The 23,391-nt window shown below is 65.4% G+C and carries 16 protein-coding genes; 9 read left to right on the top strand and 7 right to left on the bottom strand.

Annotated elements, in window-relative coordinates:
- Nucleotides 1-195: 195 nt before the first annotated feature.
- The 5 genes from E4K64_RS20885 (at nucleotide 196) to E4K64_RS20905 (ending at nucleotide 8,444) form a co-directional block, all read left to right on the top strand.
- On the top strand, nucleotides 196-1,848 hold the full coding sequence (locus tag E4K64_RS20885) for an OFA family MFS transporter (protein WP_135165191.1): 1,653 nt from the start codon (nucleotides 196-198) through the stop codon (nucleotides 1,846-1,848).
- Nucleotides 1,849-2,173: 325 nt separating this feature from the next.
- On the top strand, nucleotides 2,174-3,877 hold the full coding sequence (locus E4K64_RS20890; RefSeq protein WP_135165192.1) for an NADH-ubiquinone oxidoreductase-F iron-sulfur binding region domain-containing protein: 1,704 nt from the start codon (nucleotides 2,174-2,176) through the stop codon (nucleotides 3,875-3,877).
- Nucleotides 3,874-6,642, top strand: a complete 2,769-nt coding sequence (gene fdhF / locus E4K64_RS20895) for a formate dehydrogenase subunit alpha (protein WP_135165193.1) — start codon at nucleotides 3,874-3,876, stop codon at nucleotides 6,640-6,642. Before E4K64_RS20890 ends, fdhF begins: the two co-directional genes overlap by 4 nt.
- Before the next feature lie 224 nt (nucleotides 6,643-6,866).
- Complete coding sequence (ybaK, locus tag E4K64_RS20900) at nucleotides 6,867-7,340, top strand: Cys-tRNA(Pro) deacylase (protein ID WP_135165194.1); 474 nt, start codon at nucleotides 6,867-6,869, stop codon at nucleotides 7,338-7,340.
- An 18-nt stretch (nucleotides 7,341-7,358) separates the two neighbouring features.
- Nucleotides 7,359-8,444, top strand: a complete 1,086-nt coding sequence (locus E4K64_RS20905; RefSeq protein ID WP_135165195.1) for a HupE/UreJ family protein — start codon at nucleotides 7,359-7,361, stop codon at nucleotides 8,442-8,444.
- 9 nt (nucleotides 8,445-8,453) lie between these two features.
- Here the strand turns inward: E4K64_RS20905 and E4K64_RS20910 are convergent, their stop codons facing one another.
- Nucleotides 8,454-9,137 (bottom strand): GntR family transcriptional regulator, encoded by a 684-nt coding sequence (locus tag E4K64_RS20910; RefSeq protein ID WP_135165196.1) that lies wholly within the window; start codon nucleotides 9,135-9,137, stop codon nucleotides 8,454-8,456.
- Between the two features lie 158 nt (nucleotides 9,138-9,295).
- Here E4K64_RS20910 and tcuA point away from each other — a divergent pair, with 158 nt between their 5' ends.
- Both tcuA and tcuB read left to right on the top strand, forming a co-directional pair.
- Complete coding sequence (gene tcuA, locus E4K64_RS20915) at nucleotides 9,296-10,687, top strand: FAD-dependent tricarballylate dehydrogenase TcuA (protein WP_135165197.1); 1,392 nt, start codon at nucleotides 9,296-9,298, stop codon at nucleotides 10,685-10,687.
- Nucleotides 10,674-11,774 carry a tricarballylate utilization 4Fe-4S protein TcuB gene (gene tcuB / locus E4K64_RS20920; RefSeq protein WP_135165198.1) on the top strand — a complete coding sequence of 367 codons (1,101 nt, stop codon included), beginning with the start codon at nucleotides 10,674-10,676 and terminating at the stop codon, nucleotides 11,772-11,774. The genes tcuA and tcuB overlap by 14 nt, the downstream gene beginning before the upstream one ends.
- A 24-nt stretch (nucleotides 11,775-11,798) precedes the next feature.
- On the opposite strand, the gene E4K64_RS20925 is transcribed toward tcuB, so the two are convergent.
- Both E4K64_RS20925 and E4K64_RS20930 read right to left on the bottom strand, forming a co-directional pair.
- Nucleotides 11,799-15,203 carry an acyl-[ACP]--phospholipid O-acyltransferase gene (locus E4K64_RS20925; protein ID WP_135165199.1) on the bottom strand — a complete coding sequence of 1,135 codons (3,405 nt, stop codon included), beginning with the start codon at nucleotides 15,201-15,203 and terminating at the stop codon, nucleotides 11,799-11,801.
- Between the two features lie 341 nt (nucleotides 15,204-15,544).
- Entirely contained in the window at nucleotides 15,545-15,811 is a 267-nt protein-coding gene (locus E4K64_RS20930; protein ID WP_135165200.1) for a hypothetical protein, read from the bottom strand.
- Nucleotides 15,812-15,863: 52 nt separating this feature from the next.
- Between E4K64_RS20930 and E4K64_RS20935 the strand changes: the two genes are divergently transcribed.
- Nucleotides 15,864-16,499: a TetR/AcrR family transcriptional regulator gene (locus E4K64_RS20935; RefSeq protein WP_135165251.1), complete on the top strand. Its 636-nt coding sequence runs from the start codon at nucleotides 15,864-15,866 to the stop codon at nucleotides 16,497-16,499.
- A gap of 10 nt (nucleotides 16,500-16,509) precedes the next feature.
- Here E4K64_RS20935 and E4K64_RS20940 read toward each other — a convergent pair whose 3' ends face one another.
- Nucleotides 16,510-18,588: an autotransporter outer membrane beta-barrel domain-containing protein gene (locus E4K64_RS20940; RefSeq protein ID WP_235884730.1), complete on the bottom strand. Its 2,079-nt coding sequence runs from the start codon at nucleotides 18,586-18,588 to the stop codon at nucleotides 16,510-16,512.
- 4 nt (nucleotides 18,589-18,592) lie between these two features.
- Here E4K64_RS20940 and E4K64_RS41215 point away from each other — a divergent pair, with 4 nt between their 5' ends.
- A complete protein-coding gene (locus E4K64_RS41215) occupies nucleotides 18,593-19,165 on the top strand; it encodes a hypothetical protein (RefSeq protein WP_235884731.1) in 573 nt (190 codons plus the stop codon).
- A 322-nt stretch (nucleotides 19,166-19,487) separates the two neighbouring features.
- Here the strand turns inward: E4K64_RS41215 and E4K64_RS20945 are convergent, their stop codons facing one another.
- The 3 genes from E4K64_RS20945 to E4K64_RS20955 form a co-directional block, all read right to left on the bottom strand.
- Complete coding sequence (locus tag E4K64_RS20945) at nucleotides 19,488-20,801, bottom strand: GGDEF domain-containing protein (protein ID WP_135165201.1); 1,314 nt, start codon at nucleotides 20,799-20,801, stop codon at nucleotides 19,488-19,490.
- Between the two features lie 230 nt (nucleotides 20,802-21,031).
- A complete protein-coding gene (pncB, locus tag E4K64_RS20950; protein WP_126259868.1) occupies nucleotides 21,032-22,336 on the bottom strand; it encodes a nicotinate phosphoribosyltransferase in 1,305 nt (434 codons plus the stop codon).
- A 75-nt stretch (nucleotides 22,337-22,411) separates the two neighbouring features.
- Nucleotides 22,412-23,341: a LysR family transcriptional regulator gene (locus tag E4K64_RS20955; protein WP_167772159.1), complete on the bottom strand. Its 930-nt coding sequence runs from the start codon at nucleotides 23,339-23,341 to the stop codon at nucleotides 22,412-22,414.
- Between the last annotated feature and the right edge of the window lie 50 nt (nucleotides 23,342-23,391).

Consider the following 23,391-nt stretch of genomic DNA (forward strand, 5'->3'; position numbering starts at 1 on the left):
TCACTGCAACGCGCTGCTTGCGAGGCGAAGGGACATCGCCCGCGATCAGTGCTTGCTCGGCGCATACGAGGCGATGCGCGCCAGACGATTCCACTTCGGCATGAAATCCGACCGGTCATGCGCGGGCTGCCAGGCCCGCGCATGAGCGGTCTCAAACCGATGTGCCGGCAAGGCCGCGCTTGGGAGGAAATGCTTATGACGACTGCCGATACTGTCTATGCACCGGTTGGTGCTCCCGGCTTGCTGGATCGTGAACGCACGATCGCGAAGGCCGGTTTCAATCGCTGGCTGGTGCCGCCGGCCGCGCTGTGCATCCATCTCTGCATCGGCATGGCCTACGGCTTCTCGGTATTCTGGCTGCCGCTGTCGCGCGCGATCGGCATCTCGCAGAGCAAGGCCTGCGCCGACATCTCGCTGTGGCAGGAGCTGTTCACCACGACCTGCGACTGGAAGGTCGCAAGCCTCGGCTGGATGTACACGCTGTTCTTCGTTCTGCTCGGCGTCTCCGCCGCGATCTGGGGCGGCTGGCTCGAGCGCGCCGGCCCGCGCAAGGCGGGCGTTGTCGCCGCCTGCTGCTGGGGTGGGGGTCTTCTGATCGGCGCTTTCGGCGTCTACGTTCACCAGCTCTGGATCATGTGGCTTGGGGCCGGCGTCATCGGCGGCGTCGGGCTCGGCCTCGGCTACATCTCGCCGGTGTCGACGCTGATCAAATGGTTCCCAGATCGCCGCGGCATGGCGACGGGCATGGCCATCATGGGCTTTGGCGGTGGTGCGATGATCGGTGCGCCGCTCGCCAATCTCCTGATCAACTACTTCAAGAGCACAAGCGACGTCGGCGTCTGGCAGACCTTCGTCGTGATGGGGGTGATCTATTTCGTCTTCATGATGATCGGCGCGTTTTCGTATCGGGTGACGCCGCCCGGCTGGCAGCCCGACGGCTGGACGCCGCCGAGCGAGAAGAAGTCGATGATCACCGAGCACCATGTCCATCTCAACAACGCGCACAAGACGCCGCAATTCTGGCTGATCTGGTGGGTGCTCTGCCTGAACGTCTCGGCCGGCATCGGCGTGATCGGCATGGCCTCGCCCATGCTCCAGGAGATCTTCGCCGGCAAGCTGATCGGGCATCCCGAGCTGAGCTTCAGCCAGCTTTCGGGCGAACAGAAGGCTGCGATCGCCGCGATCGCCGCCGGCTTTGCCGGTCTGCTGTCGCTGTTCAATATCGGCGGCCGGTTCTTCTGGGCCTCGATGTCCGACCTCATGGGCCGCAAGAACACCTACTACACCTTCTTCCTCCTCGGCATCGCGCTCTACGCGCTGGCACCCACCTTCGCGGCGATGGGCTCGAAACTCCTGTTCGTGCTCGGCTTCGGCATCATCCTGTCGATGTATGGCGGCGGCTTCGCGACGGTGCCGGCCTATCTGGCCGACATGTTCGGCACCCAGTTCGTCGGCGCCATCCACGGCCGGCTGCTGACGGCCTGGTCGACGGCCGGCATCATCGGTCCTGTTGTGGTCAACTACATCCGCGAGTTCCAGCTCGCTGCCGGCGTGCCACGCGACCAGCTCTACAACACGACGATGTACATCCTGTGCGCCATGCTGATTGCCGGTCTGATCTGCAACTACATGATCAAGCCGGTCGATCCGAAGTGGAACATGAGCCAGGAGGAAGTCGCCAGATTGCAGGCGGCGAGTGCCAAGAGCGCGGCGTCGATCCAGCACGGCTCGTTCGGCATCGGCAAGGGCGGTCTGGACGCCAGTGCCGCAATGTTCTGGGCCTTCGTCGGCGTGCCGCTGGCATGGGGCGTCTGGAAGACGCTGGAGAGCGCGGTGAAGATCTTCTGATCGCACATCTTCGCGAGCGGGAGCGCGGCCTTGCGCGCTCCCGCCGCTCATTTCGTGTGAAGGGGGCACCGATAGCCTCGGAGCCGGGAGCTCGATACGACTTCGCAATCGCAGCATAGGACGCCTTTATTGATCTCCAGGCCAATTCGGGCTTCGTTCTATCGATTGGCGCGTTGGACGAACGCCAGGCCGTGTGCGGGCAGCGATCCAGGGCTGCCCTTGGGCTGCGCTTAACTGCTTCCGCGAGCATGATAATTTGCTTGGCATCTGGCATGCCAAGAGCTAGAACTGGACCTGTTCTAAAAGACGAGATCGAGACGAATCGATGAGCCACGACGTGCATGAGGTCCGCCCGTTCGAGCATCCCGGCGAGGGGCGCCGGCGCGCCAAGGCCACGCCCAAGGGGCGCCAGGTCGATCCCAACGCCGCGCACGAGATCGAGCAGCTGCTTGGCAACCGGCCGCGGCGGCGCGATCTCTTGATCGAATATCTGCACCTGATCCAGGATAAGTATCACCAGATCTCGGCTGCGCATCTGGCTGCGCTCGCCGACGAGATGAAGCTCGCCTTCGCCGAAGTGTTCGAGACGGCGACCTTCTATGCGCATTTCGACGTGGTGAAGGAGGGCGAGCCTGACATCGCGCCGCTGACGATCCGCGTTTGCGACTCCCTGACCTGTGCGATGCTCGGTGGCGAGAAGCTGCTCGAGGACCTGCAAAGCGCGTCAGGACCCGGCATCCGCGTCGTGCGCGCGCCCTGCGTTGGGCGCTGCGATACCGCGCCGGCAGCCGAGGTCGGGCACAATTTCGTCGATCATGCGACCGTCGCCAATGTGATGGCGGTCGCGAAGGCCGGCGACACCCACGCCCATCTGCCGAACTATGTCGGCTACGACGCCTATGTCGCCGGCGGCGGCTACAAGCTGCTGGGCCGCCTGCGCTCGGGCGAGCTGTCGACGGACGATCTCTTGAAGTCGCTCGACGACGCCTCGCTGCGCGGGCTCGGCGGCGCCGGCTTCCCCACGGGACGCAAATGGCGCGCCGTGCTGGGCGAACCCGGCCCGCGGCTGATGGCGATCAACGGCGACGAGGGCGAGCCCGGCACGTTCAAGGACCGCTACTATCTCGAAAGCGATCCGCACCGATTCATCGAAGGCATGCTGATCGGGGCGCATGTGGTGCAGGCGTCCGACGTCTACATCTATCTGCGCGACGAATATCCGGCTTCGCGCGAGATCCTGGAGCGCGAGATTGCCAAGCTGCCGCCGGGCGGACCGACGCTGCACATGCGCCGCGGCGCCGGCGCCTATATCTGCGGCGAGGAATCTTCGCTGCTCGAAAGCATCGAGGGCAAGCGCGGCCTGCCCAGGCACAAGCCGCCTTACCCGTTCCAGGTCGGCCTGTTCGGCCTGCCGACGCTGATCAACAACATTGAGACGCTGTGGTGGGTGCGCGACATCGTCGAGAAGGGCGCCGACTGGTGGAAGGGCAACGGCCGGCACGAGCGTCACGGCCTGCGCAGTTTCTCGGTCTCGGGCCGCGTCAAGAATCCCGGCATGAAGCTGGCGCCGGCGGGCATCACCGTGCGCGAGCTGATCGACGAATATTGCGGCGGCATGGCCGACGGCCATCAGTTCTACGCTTATCTGCCGGGCGGTGCGTCCGGCGGCATTCTGCCGGCGTCGATGGACGACATCCCGCTCGATTTCGGCACGCTGGAGAAATACGGCTGCTTCATCGGCTCGGCTGCGATCGTGATCCTGTCGCAAAAGGACAGCGTGCGCGCGGCGGCGCTGAACCTGATGAAGTTCTTCGAGGACGAGAGCTGCGGCCAGTGCACGCCGTGCCGCGTCGGAACCCAGAAGGCGGCGCTGCTGATGCAGAAGCCGGTCTGGAACCGCGCTCTGCTGGAAGAATTGAGCCAGGCGATGCGCGACGCCTCGATCTGCGGGCTCGGACAGGCGGCATCGAATCCGCTGTCCTCAGTGATCAAATATTTCCCTGACGAGTTCAAGGAAGCGGCCGAATGACCAAGATTACGTTCGAGCTCGACGGCAAGCAGGTCGAGGCCAAGCCCGGCGAGACCATCTGGCAGGTGGCCAAGCGGCAGGGCCGCGACATTCCCCATCTGTGCTATTCGCCCGCGCCCGATTATCGCCCCGACGGCAATTGCCGCGCCTGCATGGTCGAGATCGAGGGCGAACGTGTGCTCGCAGCGTCCTGCAAGCGCACGCCGTCGGTCGGCATGAAGGTGAAGACCGAGAGCGCGCGTGCGGTGTCCGCGCAGAAGATGGTGATGGAGCTGCTCGTTGCCGACCAGCCGGCGCGCGAGACCAGCCACGATCCGGATTCGAAGTTCTGGCACTGGGCCGAGACCACGGGCGTGACCGAGAGCCGCTTTCCCGCAGCCGAACGCTGGGCGACCGACGCCAGCCATCCGGCGATGCGCGTCAACCTCGATGCCTGCATCCAGTGCGGCCTGTGCGTGCGCGCCTGCCGCGAGGTCCAGGTCAACGACGTCATCGGCATGGCCTATCGCAATCACGATTCCAAGATCGTGTTCGACTTCGACGATCCCATGGGCGAGTCCACTTGCGTCGCCTGCGGCGAATGTGTGCAGGCCTGCCCGACCGGCGCCTTGATGCCGGCCGTGATGCTGGACGAGAAGCAGACCCGCGTCACCTATGCCGACAGGAAGGTGGATTCGCTCTGTCCGTTCTGCGGCGTCGGCTGCCAGGTCACCTATGAGGTCAAGGACGAGAAGGTGATCTATGCGGAAGGCCGCGACGGTCCCGCCAATCACAACCGTCTCTGCGTCAAGGGCCGCTTCGGCTTCGACTACATCCACCATCCGCATCGCCTGACCAAGCCGCTGGTGCGGCTGCCGAATGCGAAGAAGGATGCCAACGACCAGGTCGATCCGGCCAACCCCTTTACCCATTTCCGCGAGGCGAGCTGGGACGAAGCGCTCGACATCGCCGCCAAGGGGCTGGTCAAGATCCGCGACGAGAAGGGCGTGAAGGCGCTGGCCGGCTTCGGCTCGGCCAAGGGCTCGAACGAAGAGGCCTATCTGTTCCAGAAGCTGGTGCGCACCGGCTTCGGCTCGAACAACGTCGACCATTGCACCCGGCTGTGCCACGCCTCGTCGGTGGCGGCCCTGTTCGAGGGCCTGAGCTCCGGCGCGGTGTCGGCACCGTTCTCGGCGGCGATGGATGCCGAGGTCATCATCGTGATCGGCGCCAACCCGACCGTGAACCATCCGGTCGCCGCGACCTTCATCAAGAACGCGGTCAAGCAGAACGGCGCCAAGCTGTTCGTGATGGATCCGCGCCGGCAGTCGCTGTCGCGTCACGCCACCAAGCATCTGCAGTTCAAGCCGGGCTCCGACGTCGCCATGCTGAACGCGATGATCCACACGATCATCGCCGAAGGCCTGACCGACGACCAGTACATCGCCGGCTATACCGAGGGGTTCGAGGACCTCAAGGAGAAGATCAAGGAGTTCACGCCGGAGAAGATGGAGCCGATCTGCGGCATCCCGGCGCAGACGCTGCGCGAGGTCGCGCGAACCTATGCGCGGGCGAAGTCGTCGATCATCTTCTGGGGCATGGGCATCAGCCAGCATGTCCACGGCACCGACAACGCGCGCTGCCTGATCGCGCTCGCGCTGATCACCGGCCAGGTCGGCCGGCCCGGCACCGGCCTGCATCCGCTGCGCGGCCAGAACAACGTGCAGGGCGCCTCCGACGCCGGCCTGATCCCGATGTTCCTGCCGGATTATCAGCCGGTGGGGCGCGACGATCTGCGCGCCAGCTTCGAGAAGCTCTGGCAGCAGGATCTCGATCCCGTGCGCGGCCTGACCGTGGTCGAGATCATGAACGCGATCCATGCCGGCGAGATCAAGGGCATGTATATCGAGGGCGAGAACCCCGCGATGTCGGATCCTGATCTGCAGCACGCGCGCCATGCGCTCGCCATGCTCGATCATCTCGTGGTGCAGGATCTCTTCGTCACGGAGACCGCGTTCCACGCCGACGTGATCCTGCCGGCCTCGGCCTTCGCGGAGAAGGACGGCTCCTTCACCAACACCGATCGCCGCGTGCAGCTCGCCCGCCAGGTGATCAAGCCGCCGGGCGATGCGCGGCAGGATCTCTGGATCATTCAGGAGATCGGCAAGCGCATGGGCCTGCCGTGGAATTATTCCGGTCCCGGCGACGTCTTCACCGAGATGGCGGAGCTGATGCCGTCGCTGAAGAACATCACCTGGGAGCGGCTGGTGCGCGAAGGCGCGGTGACCTATCCGGTCGATGGGCCAGACCAGCCCGGCAACGAGATCATCTTCACCACGGGCTTCCCGACCGCGAGCGGCCGCGGCAAGATCGTGCCGGCCAAGGTCATCCCGCCGGACGAGATCCCGGACGCGGAATATCCGATGGTGCTGTCGACCGGCCGCGTGCTGGAGCACTGGCACACCGGCTCGATGACCCGCCGCGCCCAGGTGCTCGACCAGATCGAGCCGGAGGCGGTCGCCTTCATGTCGCCGAAGGACATGCGCAAGAAGCAGCTTGCGCCCGGCGATTTCATTCGCCTTGAGACCCGCCGCGGCGCGGTCGAGGTCAAGGTGCGCTCCGACCGCGACGTGCCAGAGAACATGGTGTTCATGCCGTTCTGCTACGCGGAAGCGGCGGCGAACCTGCTCACCAACCCGGCGCTCGATCCGTTCGGCAAGATCCCGGAGTTCAAGTTCTGCGCGGTCAGAGCCGAACGCGCGGAGATGCGGGACGCGGCGGAGTAGGGAAGGTCTCGTCGTTACCGCGCGCACGAGACTTGCCATACAAACCGCTGTCATGCCCCGCGAAGGCGGGGCATCCAGTACGCCGCGGCTCATCCATTGAGCCATAACTGTCTCGGAGTACTGGATCGCCCGGTCAAAGCCGGGCGATGACAGGAGTTGTGTGGTGGGCAAATGTGCCCACGTCGTCGCTTCGCTCCTCGCAATGACGGTGGTAAACGTGACCCATGTCCAAAGTCACCCCAGCCACCCGTGCGCTTCAAGCCGCCGGTGTTGCCTTCACCGTCCACGCTTACGACTACGATCCTGATGCCGAGAGCATCGGGCTGCAGGCGGCCGCCGCGCTCGGTGAGGACCCCGCGCGCGTCCTCAAGACGCTGATGGCGCTGGTCGACGGCAAGCCGGTCTGCGTGGTCGTCCCCTCCGACCAGGAAGTCTCGATGAAGAAGCTCGCCGCTGCCGCGGGCGGCAAGTCGGCGCAGATGATGAAGCCGCCGGAGGCCGAACGGGTCACCGGCTACAAGGTCGGCGGCATCAGCCCGTTCGGTCAGCGCAAGCAGGTCGGTACCGTGATCGAGCAGCGCGCGCTCGCGCATGATCTCGTCTATCTCAATGGCGGCCAGCGCGGATTGCAGGTCCGGCTGAAGCCGTCCGACGTCCGGGATGTCCTCAAGGCGGTCGCGGCGGATGTGCTGGCGTGACGGCGATGGAGCGGGATCGTGAAGTGGCTGCTTCTGCTGTGGCTTGCGATTCTGCTCGGCATCGGCCGCCCGGCTGAGGCGCATCAGGTCAACCTCGTCACGGCGCGCGTGGCGGTGACCGCCGATCGCATCGTGAAGGTCGAGCTCGGATTGAAGGGCAGCGATGTCGATCGCCTGATCGGCACGAGGATGTATGACGCAAAGCAGGACGCAGTCGATCCCGCTGCGGTCGAAGCGGCCGGCGCAGCAATCCTCGCCTATCTCGAAACGCATATGGCCGTGACGGGGGGCGGCGCGGCCTGTGCGCCGGGCAATGCTGCGATTCTGCCCGATGGTGACGGCATCGTCTATCGCAACAGCTTTGCTTGCGCGAGCACGGCCGGCGATATCGTCTACCGCTCCACCGTGCTGACGGAACGGGACAAGGCTGCGCGTCAGGTCGTGCTGGTTGCGCAGGGCAAGTCCGAGACGCAGGCCTTGCTCGATGCCGAGAATGTCACGGTCACGCTCTCGAAGGAGCTGCCGTCGCTGGCCTCGACCATGTGGCGCTATCTCCTGACCGGCATCGAGCATATCTTCCTCGGTTACGATCACGTCGCATTCCTGGCCGCAATCGTTCTATGGGCGCGCCGGCTGATGCCGGTCGTCAAGATCGTCACCGCCTTCACCGTCGCTCATTCCCTGACATTGTCGCTCGCGGCGTTGAATGTCCTGGTCATCCCGAGCCACATCGTGGAGCCGGCGATCGCGGCCTCGATCGTGTTCGTGGCGATCGAGAACTTCTTCTCGCGCGACGTCGACAAGCGCTGGCGCGTGGTCTTCCTGTTTGGATTGGTCCACGGTTTCGGCTTCGCCGGCGCGCTTCGTGAGATCGGCTTGCCGCAGGATGCGATCCTCCCGGCGCTGGCCGCCTTCAATATCGGCGTCGAGGTCGGGCAGATTGCGATCGTCGCACTGATGCTGCCGGTGCTTATCTTGCTGGACCGTCTGACCGCGGCCGGCTGCGAGGAGCCGGCGCGAGCGGCGAGGCTGGTCTACGCCATGTCCGCAATGATCGCTCTGCTCGGCAGCTATTGGCTGCTGACGCGCGTCTTCGATGCGTGAACGATCGACCTATTGCTTCTGCAGCAGCTTGAGCCGGCAGCGCAGTGCCTCGCGGATATGGGCGCGCGCGAGCTGTTCGGCCTTGTCGCCGTCGCGCGCGGCGATCGCCTCGATGATGGTCTGGTGCTCGTCGTGGCTGGTCGAGGGCCGGCCCGCTACGGTGAAGGTGGTCGGACCGAGCAGGGCGATCCAGTCCTGCAATTCCCGCGAAGCGTTGTCGAGATAGCGGTTGCGCGCGGCGCGGCAGATCGCCTCGTGGAAGGCGCGGTTCAGCCGCGCCATCTCGGCGGCGTCGGTCGCGGAAGCCTCGACAAAGGCCTGCTCGATGTCCCCGAGCGCCTCGATCTCGGTGGCCGAGGCATGTTCGGCGGCGAGGCGCGCGGCGGCACCTTCCATGATCTCGCGCATGGCATAGAGCTCCAGCACCTCCGAGATGTCGAGGTTGCGGACGATCAACCCGCGGCCGGCGGCGGGCTCGACGAAGCCGCGTGCGGCGAGCCGGCCCAGCGCCTCGCGAACCGGCGTGCGGCTGACCTTGAGCCGCTGTGCGACCTCCTCCTCGCGCAGGCGGTCGCCGGCACGATAGCTGCCGGCCTGGAGCGCTTCGCAGAGCGAGCGGAATACGGCTTCACCGAGCGCAACACCGCCGCTCCGCACGATCGTTCCGCCTGCCTTTGCCGGGCGCCTGGCCATGATGTCCTCGAAGCGCGAGACGCATCCTGCCCATGCAGAGAAGCCGCTTGCGCAGTTGTTGTATATATTTGTATACAAAGGTACGCAATGGCAAGCGTGGGTTATCAACGCCGCCGGCCGGCAGAACGGCTCCAATTTCGTCGCATCGGACCAACGCCATGAGCAGCAAGTATGACGTGCTGGTGATCGGAGGCGGCAATGCGGCGCTGTGTGCGGCGATCGCGGCACGGCGCGGCGGAGCGTCGGTGCTGGTGCTCGAAGGCGCGCCAAAATTCTATCGCGGCGGCAACACCCGTCACACCCGCAACATGCGCTGCGCCCATGACGCCGCCACCGAAATCCTGACCGGTCCCTACACCGAGGAGGAGTTTTGGGAGGATCTGCTGCGCGTCACCGGCGGGCAGACCGACGAGGCGTTGGCGCGCCACATGATCCGGGAGTCCAAGGACATCCTGAACTGGATCGTGGAGCAGGGCGTGCGTTGGCAGCCCTCACTCGGCGGCACGCTGAGCCTTGGCCGCACCAATTCCTTCTTCCTCGGCGGCGGCCGCGCGATGCTGAACGCGCTCTATCTTACCGCCGAGCGGCTCGGCGTCGACGTCGAATACGATGCCGAGGTCACCGACCTCGTGATCGAGGACAGCTTGTTCCTCGCCGCACGGCTGAAACGGCCGGTCAAGGGTGAGACCGAGATCCGCGCCACCTCCCTGGTCGCCGCGGCCGGCGGGTTCGAGGCCAACATCGAGTGGCTGAAGCAATATTGGGGCGAGGCCGCCGACAACTTCCTGATCCGCGGCACGCCCTATAATCGCGGCTCGATCCTGAAGATGCTGCTCGACAAGGGCGTGCAGGAGGTCGGCGATCCCACCCAGTGCCATGCGGTCGCGATCGACGCCCGGGCGCCGAAGTTCGACGGCGGCATCATCACGCGGCACGACTCCGTCGTGTTCGGCATCGTCGTCAACAAGCACGCGCAACGCTTCTACGACGAAGGTGAGGACATCTGGCCGAAGCGCTACGCCATCTGGGGCCGGCTGGTGGCGGCGCAGCCCGACCAGATCGCCTACATCATCTTCGATTCCACCGTCGTCACCAGCTTCATGCCGACGCTGTTCCCGCCGATTGCCGGCCGGACAGTGGCGGAGCTTGCCGGAAGGCTCGAGCTCGATCCGGCCGCGCTGGAGAAGACCATTGCCGAATTCAATGCCGCGGTGCGGCCCGGCACCTTCGACCACACCATTCTGGATGATTGCGTGACCGAGGGAATCACGCCACCCAAGACGCATTGGGCGCGCAAGATCGAGACGCCGCCTTATCTCGCCTATCCGGTGCGGCCCGGCATCACCTTCACCTATCTCGGCACGCGCGTGAACAAGGAGGCGCGGATACTGATGGCTGACGGCAGGCCGTCAGGCAACATGTTCGCGGCCGGCGAGATCATGGCCGGTAACGTGCTCGGCAAGGGTTATGCCGCCGGCATGGGCATGACCATCGGCAGCGTGTTCGGACGAATCGCAGGGCGGGAAGCGGCAAAGCATGCACGGAACTAGAATTCTCGACGAAGCCGACCGTCTGATGACGGTCTGCAATTCCTGCCGCTATTGCGAGGGTCTTTGCGCGGTGTTTCCGGCCATGGAGCTGCGCCGCGCCTTCTCTGACGGCGACCTCAACTATCTCGCCAATCTCTGCCATGGCTGCGGCGCCTGCTACGTCGACTGCCAGTTCTCGCCGCCGCACGAGTTCAACGTCAACGTCCCGAAGACGCTCGCGGTCGCGCGCGCCGAGTCCTATGCGGCCTATGCCTGGCCGGGGGCGCTGTCCGGCGCCTTCGCGCGCAACGGTCTCGTCATCAGCGTCATCGCCGCGCTCAGCATGGCGGCGTTCATCCTGGGCTTTGCCGCCCTCAACGACCGCAGCGTGCTGTTCGGCGTGCACAGCGGTCCCGGCGCTTTCTACAAGCTGATGCCGCACAACGCGATGGCAGCCTTGTTCAGCGCCGCATTGCTCTACGCCGTTTTTGCGCTGGTCATGAGCGTGCGCGCCTTCTGGCGCGACATCGGCCCTGCGATCGGTGGCCGCGCCGACGGCGGCTCGATCTTCCAGGCGATCCGCGATGCCGGCGAGCTGCGCTATCTCCATGGCGGCGGCGTCGGCTGCTACAACGAGGACGACAAGCCGACCGACCGGCGCAAGCTCTATCACCACCTGACCTTCTACGGCTTCCTGCTGTGCTTCGCCGCGACGTCGGTGGCGACGCTCTACCACTATCTGCTCGGCCGCGAGGCGCCGTATCCGTGGTGGGACTTGCCCGTGGTGCTGGGCACGCTCGGCGGCATCGGACTGATCATTGGCCCGATCGGTCTGTTCACGGCCAGGATGAGGCGCGATCCGGCGCTGCTCGATGAGAGCCGTTACGGCATGGATGTCGGCTTCATCGCCATGCTGTTCCTGACCGGAACGACCGGCATGCTGCTTCTCGTCCTGCGCGAGACCGCCGCCATGGGGCCGCTGCTCGCGCTGCATCTCGGCGCGGTGTTCGCGCTGTTCATCACCATGCCCTACGGCAAGTTCGTGCACGGCATCTATCGCTTCGCCGCGCTCGTGCGTTACGCGCAGGAGCGGCGGACAGCGGCGTGACCGGCGAACCCGGCCCCGCCGCCCTTACGCCACCTCGCGCTCCGGCGCGGAGGCCTGCTCGCGCGCCATCGTCGTCGCGGTGACGTAGTCGGTCTTGCCGGTGCCGAGCAGCGGCACCTTGTCGACCACCATGATCGCCGCGGGCACGGTCAGCTCGGACGCGCCGATCGCCTTGGCCTGGCCCTGCATTGCGCTGCGCTCGGCGTTCTTCTCCGTCGTCAGCAGCACGATGCGCTCGCCCTTGCGCGGATCGGGGATCGACACCGCGATCGATGCGGCCTGCGGCCACAGCGTGGTCGCGATGGCTTCGACCGCCGACAGCGAGACCATTTCGCCCGCGATCTTGGCAAAGCGCTTGGCGCGGCCCTTGATGGTGATGAAACCGGCGGCGTCGATCGCCACGATGTCGCCGGTGTCGTGCCAGCCCTCGGCAAGCTTTTCGAGCACGCCGGGATTTTCGGCCCTGAGGTAACCGAGCATCACGTTCGGCCCGCGCACCGAGAGGCGACCGCCTTCCTCGATGCCGGGGACCGGATCGAGGCGGCTTTCCATCAGCGGCGAGAGGCGGCCGACGGTGCCGGGGCGGTTGGCCATCGGCGTGTTCATCGCCAGCACCGGCGCCGTCTCGGTGACGCCGTAGCCTTCGAGGATGCGGATGCCGTAGCGCTCCATGAACACCTGCCGGGTGCGGTCCTTGACCGCCTCGGCGCCGGCGATGACGAGGCGCAGGGTGCGGAAGTCGTAAGGGTGCGCCGACCGCGCATAGCCGGTGAGGAACGTATCGGTGCCGAACAGGATGGTGGCGCCGGTCTGGTAGATCAGCTCGGGCACGATCCGGTAGTGCAGCGGCGAGGGGTACATGTAGATCGGAATGCCCGCGAGCATCGGCATCATCATGCCGCCGGTGAGGCCGAACGAATGGAACACCGGCAGCACGTTGAACACCTTGTCATTGGCGTTGGCATCGACCCGCGCCAGCGCCTGCGCCGCGTTGGCCAGGATGTTGCGGTGGGACAGCACCACGCCCTTGGGCGTGCCTTCCGAACCCGACGTGAACAGCACGACGGCGGGATCGTTGGCCTGGCGGACAACGCGCGGCGTGGTGCCCGCGAGCAGGCCTTTGATCTTGTCGGCCACGCCGATCGAGGCGCGGACGTCCTCGAGATAGACCACGCGCGCCTCGGCGGAGATCGCGGCCATCAGCTTGTCGAGCTTGCCCTTCTCGATGAACGCCTTCGACGTCAGCACGGTCTTGACCTGCGCGGCCTTCATGGCGGCGAGCACGTTGACCGGGCCGGCGGAGAAGTTGAGCATCGCCGGCACCCGGCCGCTGTTCTGCAGCGCCATGAAGACGACGGCGACGCCCGCCGAATTCGGCAGCAGCACGCCGACATTCTCGCCGATTGCGGTGCCGGCCTCCAGCTTGCGGCTCAGGACCTGCGCGCCGAGGATCAGCTTGCGATAGGTCAGCTTGGTGCCGAGCGCATCCTCGATGATGACCTTGCCTGTGTCGCGATCGCGATAGGCGTGTCCGAGCGCCTCGAACAGCGAGTGATCGAGCATGGCGTTCTTCACCAGGGCGTCGATCATCACGTCCTGGAGCGCGGCGCCGGCGGCATTGCGGCGCGCCTTGCCCCTCAGCGCTTGATCGACCGGAAGCTTGACCGGCGGCAGGATGGTGACCGTCACCCGCGGGAACCACGAGCGCTTGATCTGGCTGGAATTGAGGTAGCTCAGATGCGAGCGCTGGGCGCCTTCGATGCGGACCGGCACGACCACGGCATCGGCCTTGTCCGCGATCATCGCGGTGCCGTCATAGACCTTCATCAGCGAGCCGGAGACGGTAATGCGTCCTTCCGGGAAGATCACCACGGGCTCGCCCGCGGCAACGAGCTTGATCAGGTCGCGCGCGGCCAGCGGCTTGGTCGGATCCATGGTGTAGTGCTTGACGACGCGCAGGAACGGCTTGGCCCACCAGGCCTTGGCAATGCCGGTATCGACCGCGAAGCTGGCGTCGATCGGCAGCACGGCGTGCAGTAGCGGGCCGTCGATCAGGCTGACATGGTTCGGCGCGATCAGCATGCGCGTGCCCGGAGGCGGCAGGTTTTCCAGCCCGCGCACCTCGGTGCGGAACAGCGCGCGGAACAGCAGACCGCCGAAATCGCGCACGCCTTCCTTGCCCCACTTGGTCAGCACGAACCACACCGCGCCGAAGCTGGCGACGCCGAGGCCGAAGAAGATCCAGCCGATATGGAGGCCGGCGGCCTGCAGCAACGCGACGAACAGCGAGCCGACCACCATGAAGGCGGCCTGCAACACGTTGCCGGCGGCGATGATGCGGGCGCGCTCGGAGGTGGCCGACCAGGCCTGGACCGCGGCAAAGGACGGAACGACGAACAAGCCGCCGCCGAACGCGAAGGCGACGAAATCGACCAGCATGCGCAAGCCGGCAAACGAGGTTGCGAAGTCGAGCGCGGCGATGTCGTGGCCCTTGGCGGTCACACCGATGGCCCAGGCCAGATCGAGCCCGGCGAATCCCATGATGATGGCCCCGATCGGCACCAGCGCGAGGTTCGGACGAACGTGGCTGAGGCTCGCGGCGAACAGAGAGCCGATGGCGATGCCGATCGCGAAGATGGCAAGACACAGCGTCACCACGCCCTCGGTGCCGCCGACGACTTCCTTCACCAGCGCCGGCAGCAGCGACAGCACGATGGCGCCGACTAGCCAGAACCAGGACACGATCACGGTGCCGTCCCACAGCCGGTGATCGGCGTGCAGCGTCCTGAGCAGGCTGACCGTAGAGGTCCAGGGATTGGCGTCGACGGGCAGGTCGGGCGCGGAGGGCGTTGTCTGCGGAATGCGGGAGGCGAACGCCCATGACAGCAGGGCCAGCACGACCACGGCGGATGCGACCCAGCCCATATGCGCGGAGCCGGCCACGAACTGGCCGCCGGCGACGGTGCCGAGCAGGATGGCCATGAAGGTCGCGCCCTCGACCAGCGCGTTGCCGGTCGCGAGCTCGCCGAGCTCGAGCTGGTCCGGCAGCATGGCGTATTTCACGGGCCCGAACAGCGCGGCGATGACGCCGAACAGTGCGAGCGCTGCGAACAAGAGCGGTACCGAGTGCAGGAAGAAGCCGGCGGCGGCAAAGCAGGCTGCGAAGATCTCGGCGAATTTGAGCCGCCGTGCGACGACGGACTTGACGTATTTGTCGGCGAGCTGGCCGCCGAGCCCGGACAGGATGAAATAGGGGAAGATGAAGACCGCGCCGGCCACCGTCACCAGCGCATCGCCGTGGCCGGTTGCGGCACTGTAAAGCAGAATGATGACGAGTGCGTTCTTGAGCACGTTGTCATTGAGCGCCGAGAAGAATTGCGCCCAGAACAGCGGCGCAAAGCGGCGTGACGACATCAATTCCCTGATCATGACTAGTCCTGTTTTGGAAAGGCAGCCTGAGGTTGCTACGTTGTCTGTGAAGCGTCACGACCGGAAGCGCATGGGACGAACGATTGCACGGTGAGGATGCGCCGGCATGCTCTGTCCCCTCGGTTCCTCCGATCCTGTTGGTCTCCTAATGGTCTCGTTAGGTTCGCAGATATCTGGTCGCGGCCCGCGTCAGCTCGGGCATACCCGGATATGGTCCGGGCGATGAGGAAAACCTGAACCGCATCACGGAGGCCAGCGGGATCGACCGCGAATGTCCGGGCATGGTGAGTCCTTCGTTGCAACCTGACCCGGAATTCGAGCCGACCCGATGGGCCGGCGTCTCAGGTCAGATGGGAGAGGTGGCGCAAGGGCGAGAAGCGGCCGAGAACGCTAAACCTGCGTCCTTGGGGACGTGCACGGTCGCGGCTGGCCCGCCACATCCGGAAGGCCGCCCGACGTTCCGCGAGCACGCCGGCGACGTCGCAGGCGTTGGCGATGCGATTGATCGGCGCCATGGCGAACCGCAACAGGGTTCGGCCAAAGCCGGTGACGAGGGCGGCAGCGTCGTCGACGAAGGTGGCGGCGATATCAACAGCGAGGCTTTGCATTTTGCAGGTCTCCGGGTTAATATTGAACAATGTTCACATGAGTAGCTTGAAAATGAACAATGTTCAAGAAGAATCGCTGCGCGACCGGAAAAAAAATCGGCGGCGGCTCCAGATCCTGGAGATCGCGCGCGGCATCATCGCGACTAAGGGATTGAGATCGTTAAAGGTTCGGGACGTTTCCGAGGCCGCCGGCTGTTCCGTCGGCAGTGTCTATAACGAGTTCGGCGACTTCGACGGGGTGATCCTGACCGTCAACCGGGAGACCGTTCAGGCCCTCACGGCCCGCCTTCGCGGAGTTCCCGCTGATGACCCCGTGCGCCAGCTCTACGGACTTGCCGCGACCTATCTCGACTTCTTTGCCGAGCACGCCAATCTGCTGCGCTCGCTGTTCGAGCACCGGATGGAGGATGACCGCCCCTATCCCGACGACATCCTGCAGATGGTGATGGACGCCTTCGCGCTGATGCATGCGCCGCTGGTGCGGCTGCTGCCGGATGCGGATGACGTGAAGATCGCGCTGCTGTCGCGCACGCTGTTCTCCGCCGTGCACGGCATCATCTCGCTCGGCCTCGAGGAGCGCATGGTCGCCGTGCCGCCCCAGATGCTGCGCCAGCAGGTCGAGCAGTTTATCGACGCCCATCTCGCCGGCCTCGGCATTTTGCCGGTGGGCGCACGGCCATCGCGATGAGGGAGCGCCGCTACCAGGCGTATCGCAGGCTCGCAGTGCCGGAATAGGTGGTGCTGCGGGCCGCGAACTCGCCGTCGAACTTGGCAGACAGGGCAACGCCGTTCGAAAATTTGAGCTCGGCGCCGGCGGATGCGAGCGCGGCGTCCTTCGCCGGCGTCGCACCATTGACGATGAAGCTCGCGGCGGGAAGGCCCTGGAATGCGGCGACGAGTGCCGGATCGCTCACCCAATCATGCGCCCAGGCCGCGCGACCGCGCAACGTCAGGACCGCATTCGGTGCAATCAGTGTCGTCCGATCGAAGCGCGCGCCGAGTTCGCTCCGTGTGTCGGAGGCGGTGCGGCCCTGATACGTCAGCCCAAGACCGCCGCCCGCCAGATCAACCTCGGCGTAAGTCGGCGTGCGAAACGCCTGCGCCTGTGCCGCTGCGTATGGCGTGAAGCCGCCGATCGGCGTCGCGAAGCGATAGCCGCCCTCGATGCGGCCGCCGAAGGTCTGCGCATTGAATTTCGCGGTGAGCTGATTGCTGAACGGCGCGAGGCGGTCTGTCGACATCCAGTGGTTGGCCACGGCCAGCGAGGCGGCGAAATAGGCCGGGCCGGTACGCACCGCGGTATAGACGCCAGCCTGCAGCGCATCGCTCTTGCCGCCGCCCAGCGCCTGCGCCAGATCCCATTTGGTGCCGCCGCCGGAGAGCGCAAAGCCGACGATCGCGTCGCGGCTGACATGATAGTCGGCTCCGGCCGCGACGCCGCCCGCGCGCGCGCTGAGGTCGTGGCTGCCGATCACGACGGGGTCGCCGCCGGTGCGGTTGGCGCCGCCGAACGCCGTTCCCCAGGCGGTCCAGCGCTCCGCGAAGGTCGGCGCCTTCGCGGCCGGTACGCCCAAGACCTTGTTGTAGGCCAGCGCAATATCATCCGGAAGCACGGCGCGCGCGGGGTTGAAACCGAGCACGGTGTCGCTTGTGGCATTGCCGAAGGTCCCGCGTCCGCTGACGAATGGATCGAGCATGAGGCCGAGGAACTGGCCCGTGAACTGGAAAGCGCCCTGCTGGGCTCCTGTCGCGGCTTCCCCCGAAAGTTGGTCCATGCTGTAGCGGAGCTGGGCATCGCTCTGGCCGGCGAACGATGCCAGGAAGGGCAGGTTGGGGCCGAACGCGCTCAATGCGCCGGCCACGGCCTTCTGGTTCTGCGTTTGGGCGACGGATTGGAACACGGCCGTGTTGTAATTGAGCGTCAGGAATACCGAGAGCCCATCGTAGCTCAGGGCGGAGGTGAAGAACTGCGGATTGTATCCGCTCAGCGTGACGTTTGCGAAGGATCCGGTGACGCCGGTCGTCGTGCTGAGGATCGTGTATTGCGTCGATGCGCCGTAGGCGCCGGCAAGCGTGGTGACGGCGACGGTGCCGCCTGTCAGCGTCGCGCTCATGGCGGCAATCTTGTCTGATTGTCCGGCCGCGTTGACCGAGATCGCGTACGTCGACCCTGACTGGAACGCTGCATTGGTGTTGACGATTAGTTGACCGAGATTGCCGGGCGCGACCCTGCCGCCCGACAGCACTGTGAGCGATCCGATCATGCCGCTGCCACTGAGCGTGCCGCCGGTCACGATCGTCGCGATGTTGGCCATCGTGCCGTTGACGATGAGGGTGCCGGCCTGGACGTCCATGGTCGCCGTGTCCGTCGTCGAACCCGTCAGTGTCCAGGTGGAACTGCCGGTCTTTTCCAGCACCTCGAATTCCCGGAACTGACCGGCCGCGCCGAATGTGCCGAGGTCGAACGTCGCGTTGGCGGTCCCGCCCAGGCGCAACGTGTCCAGTCCGTTGCCGCCCAGGACCCAGCCCGTGACGCTCGATCCCGCCCGCAACTCGAACACGTCGTTGCCGTTCTTGAGATCTACGGCCGTGCTGGCGCCGGTCATGATCGTGCCGGAGTTGATGACGGTGTCCTGATTGGCCGAGCCGAGGATCGCGGAGCCGGTGGCGCTCGAGATCGTGCCTGCGTTGTTGACGATATTCCCGGCGCCCGCGCCGTTGAGATCGACAGCCCCGACATTGCTGGCCTGGACAACGCCGCCCGACAGGACGTTCACCTGGTTGTTCGCCGATCCGTTGCCGATCCCAATGCCGCTCGTTATGGGCGCGGCGCTTCCAACCGTCCCCCCGATGACGACGACGTTGTTGCTGGAATTGGACAGGGCGAGTGCCGTAGTTCCGACGGCCGACGACCCGACAACGGCACCCGCATCTATCGTGACAACGTTGTTGTTGCTGCCGCTGACCAATGTAATGCCGTCGCTGTTGGCCGACGTGATCGTCGCGTTGCCGGAAACATTGATCGCGCCATTGGATGCGGCCTCGAAGACGACGCCCGCAAAGGCGGGGTCGTTTACGGACGTCGCGGTGCCGTCACCGATGTTGACGGTGACGCCGCTGACCGCAGGTGCCGTCTTGACGAGGGTGTTTCCCGCGCCGGTGCAGGTGATCGAATCGCCCGATTGGAGCGCCGTCTGCGAACCGCTACCGGTAATCACGCAGGCCGCTGCTGCCGGCGCGGTGAACCAGGGCAGTGTGGTACCCGCAGCAAGAGCACTGATCGCGGTGCTCAAGAGGAGCGCGTGTCGCGGGCGCGTCGTTGCAGCGCTGACGTACGGCGAGGTCATCCAATGATTCCAAGGCAACTGCAAACTCCGTTCGCGATGCGGTCCGGATGGAATCCGGCCAGCAACGCTGGGCGATTGCTATGCTTAGTGATGGAGGCCTTGGCCTTCTTGGACCAGCGCGCAAAGCGAAGTGTCGAAATGCGAAAGACGCAACGTTTTCGGGAATGTTGTGGCCGGGGTACCACAACCGGGGCGTTGCGGCCCTGCGCCTTACGCAACGCTGCTCAGGAGGCAGTTGTGCAGGCCTGGAGCGCACCCGGCCTGATCCCGCTTGCGTCCGAGCGGCCGGTCCTCGTGGCTGACGAGATGAAGCGGCTCGCAGGCGGCGATCAGCCTCGCCCCGCGACGGCCTCGCGCGGCCGGGTTGCAACGAGGACGACGTCGGGTCTCCCGTCGTCGACCTGGACCCGGTTGCGTCCCTTCTCCTTGGCGCGATAACAGGCGGCATCCGCGCGCCGCATCGCGTCCTCGAGCGTGGTGGTGCTGTCGGCGATGCAGGCGACGCCGATGCTGGCGGTCACGGCAAAGCAGCGATCGTCCCAGGCGAAGGTGAACAGCTCGAGCGCTCGCCGCAACCGTTCAGCGATATCGACCGCATCATAAGGCGAGCACTGCGGCAGGATCAGGCCGAATTCGTCGCCGCCCAGGCGCGCCACCAAATCGTGCGGACGCCGGTCCTGTTGCAGGAGGCGCGAGACCTGGCAGAGCAGGCGATCGCCGGCAAGGTGTCCGCAGCTGTCGTTAACGTTCTTGAACTGGTCGAGGTCGAGCAGGATCAGGCTCAGCGAACCCGCGGGGGCAACGTCCAGCTCGCCCTGCAGTCGCGCCTCGAAGGCGCGGCGATTGGACAGGCCGGTCAGCCAGTCGTGCGAAGCCTGGAAGGCCAGACGTTCCTTCTCGGCATGCAAGGCGTCTTCGAATGTCTGTCGTTGCAGCACCAATCGTCTGGTGTGCCAGATCAGGAGCAGGATCAGGGTCACCGCGGTGACGATGTTGATGCCGGTCAGCGTCAGCTTGATGGCGCGGGAGCCTTCACTGAGGACGGCCGAGAACCGTTTGGCATGCACCGTGAATTGGGTGTTGAGCTCGGAGAGCCGTGACGATAGGACTTGCACGCGGCTTGCGTCCTGAACCCGACCGCCCTCCCACTCGGACCGAATGACCTCGCCGAAGACGCTCAGCTCCAGCAGCATGGGGTCGGTGGCGGCCCACTCGCGGATCGCTTCCTGGAGGAAGCTGACGCGGTTGAAATAACGAAACAGCCAGATCAATCCCGGAACGTCATCGGGATGGTTGCCGCCTTGCAGGAAGCCGATGCGGGCCGCCTCGACGTCGACCGGATCGCGTTCGAGTGCCCAGCGCGCGAACTCGTCGCCGATGGGGACGGCGAGCGAGGCCTGGTACTGCGCGAACTGGCTGGCCTCGCCGGAATGCAGATAGAGATTGAGGAAATAGACGGCGTTCTTCTGCGAGCGCGACCACAATGCTTCGCCCGCGACATAGGCGCGAACCGACGACATCACCTCCAGGCTGAATCCCGCGATCGCCGCCTGAAGCACGACGACCATCACGAAAGGCGAGACGAGCTTGATGACGTGAAGAAGGCTGCGCCCCTTCATCGATGTCGCTGTTCTGCGAAACACCCTGGCGTTCCCCAAATCGCGCAACGCCCCCAACGGTGCGCTGCGTCTGCAACGCGAAGTAGAGGCGATGGTTGCTTAACTCGACCTGAAAGGTGCGCAGGACTGCGTCGCAGGGTGAAGGCGTCGTGAAATGATCGGCCGCAGATTGCTTCAAATGCCGGCAAATCGCCCGATCGGCTGATCGCGTTCGTCGTGGGCGCTTTGCTTGACGAGGAGGGACGTGTCCCGAGCTAGACCAGCACCGGCTTGCGCACACGGCCGGCGTCGCCGAACACGCGCAGATACCGCTCGATCTCCGAGGGTATGCCGGTCGCCTTCTCCGGATTGTCGGAGAGCTTGACGGCGGGACGGCCGTCGACCGACGACACCTTGCAGACCAGCGAGATCGGATCGAGATTGAACGAGCCGTCCGGCGTGCAGCCGACGAAATCATTGGTGAGGTTGGTGCCCCAGCCGAAGGAGAGCCGCACCCGGCCGGCAAAGTGATGATAGGTCTCCTCGATCGAGCCGACATCCATCGCGTCGGAAAATACGAGCAGCTTGTCCTTGGGGTTGCGACCCTTCTTCTCCCACCACGCGACGATCTCCTCGCCGGCCTGGATCGGCGGCGCGCTGTCGGGCCGGAAGCCGGTCCAGTCAGCAACCCATTCCGGTGCATCGCGCAGGAAGGCCTTGGTGCCGAAGGCATCGGGCAGTGCGATCAGGAGGTTGCCGCCATAGGTCTGGCGCCACTGGTCGAGAATGCGATAGGGCGCCCAGCGCAATTCCTCATCGTCCTTGGCGAGCGCGGCCGCGACCATCGGCAGCTCATGCGCATTGGTGCCGATGGCCTCGAGGTCGTTGTCCATCGCCAGCAGCACGTTGGACGTACCGATGAAGGACGAGCCCAGGCCTTCCTTCACCGCCTCAACGCACCAGCGCTGCCAGAGGAAGCCGTGACGGCGGCGGGTGCCGAAGTCGGACAGGCGCAGATTTTCCAGCTTGCGAAGACGCTCCACCTTGGTCCAGAGCTTGGCCTTGGCGCGGGCATAGAGCACGTCGAGCTCGAAGCGGCCGCGGCCCTTGATCGCCGCACGGGAGCGCAGCTCGTTGAGGATTGCGAGCGCCGGAATCTCCCACATCGTGGTGTGGGTCCACGGCCCGTGGAAATGCAGTTCGTACTGGCCCTCGACCTTGCGCAGCTCGTACTCGGGGAGGCGGAATTCGGCCAGCCAGCGGATGAAGTCCGCCGAGAACATGTGAGTCTTGCCGTAGAAGGTGTTACCGGCGAGCCAGATCAGCTCCTTCTTGGTGAAGCGGATGGTGCGGGCATGGTCGAGCTGGGCGCGCAGCTCGCTCTCGTCGATGATCTCGGCGAGCCGCACGTGGCGCGACCGGTTGATGACCGAGAAGGTCACCTGCTGATCCGGGTAGGCCTCCCGAATCATTTGCAACATCAATAGCTTGTAGAAGTCGGTATCAAGCAGGCTGCGGATGATGGGATCCAGCCGCCAGCTGTGATTGTAGGTCCGGCTCGCAATGTCGGTCACTGTCATGGGCGAATTCTAGCGTGGCGGCCGGCGCGCAACCAGTGGATTTGGCGAGGGCTGGTCTTCCGAAAGACGGTCCAATCACGCCTTGGCGGCCGTTGCCGCCACCGTCTCGAGCTGGCTCCTGACCCATCGATGGGCCGGGTCCTTCTGATAGCGCTGGTGCCAGACCATGAACATCGGCAGCTCGGCCAGCGTCCGCGTGCGGGAGGCCAGCGGAATCCGCGTTTGCGCGAAATCGCGCATGATCCCCGACGCCAGCAGGCTCGGCATGCTCGCCAGCATCTGCGAGCCGCGCAGGAACGACGGCACGCCGGAAAAGCTCGGCACCGAGATCGCGATGTCGCGGTGAAGGCCGTTGGCCGCCAGCCGGCGGTCGAAGTCGAGCCGCTCATTGTCGGTATAGACGACCGTGATGTGGCGCGCCGCGAGATAGGCACCGCGGCCGGTCGGCGCGGTGCGCATCTTGGAATCGAAGTAACAGACGTAATGATCGCTCAAGAGACGCTTCTGCACGATGTCGATACCGGACGGCGGCAGCGGCGTGATCAGGACGTCGCAGCGGTCTTCGCGCAGCATCGCGGGCGAGGGGGACTGCGAAGGGATCACGCGCAGGTTCAGGCTCTTCACCTGTGCTGCGACATGATCGAAGAACCGCGGCAGCAGCAGATCGCGCTGGAAGTCATTGGCGGCGATCGTCAGCGAAAGCTGCGCGCGAGCCGGCTCGAACGTGACGCCGCCGGCAAAGCTCCGCATCTCGTCGATCAGCGCCCGTGCCTTTGCGGCGAGGGCCTGCGCATGCGCGGTGGCGACGATGCCGCGGCCGGATTTCGCGAACAGCGGATCGCCTGCGATCCGCCGCAGCTTGTTCAGCCCGTGACTGACCGCCGATTGCGTCAGGCCGAGCCGGGTTGCCGCCGCGGTCACCGATCCCTCCTCCAGCACGGCGAGGAACAGTTCGAGCGCGTGGCCGTCGAGCGCCAAATGATCGATTTCTTTCATGCAATACATTATAATCGATCTATTTATCCGGGGAATAGATCGGGCCATGATCTCCCGAT

Origin of the sequence: Bradyrhizobium frederickii, from assembly GCF_004570865.1 — a bacterium.
Classification (GTDB): Bacteria; Pseudomonadota; Alphaproteobacteria; order Rhizobiales; family Xanthobacteraceae; genus Bradyrhizobium; species Bradyrhizobium frederickii.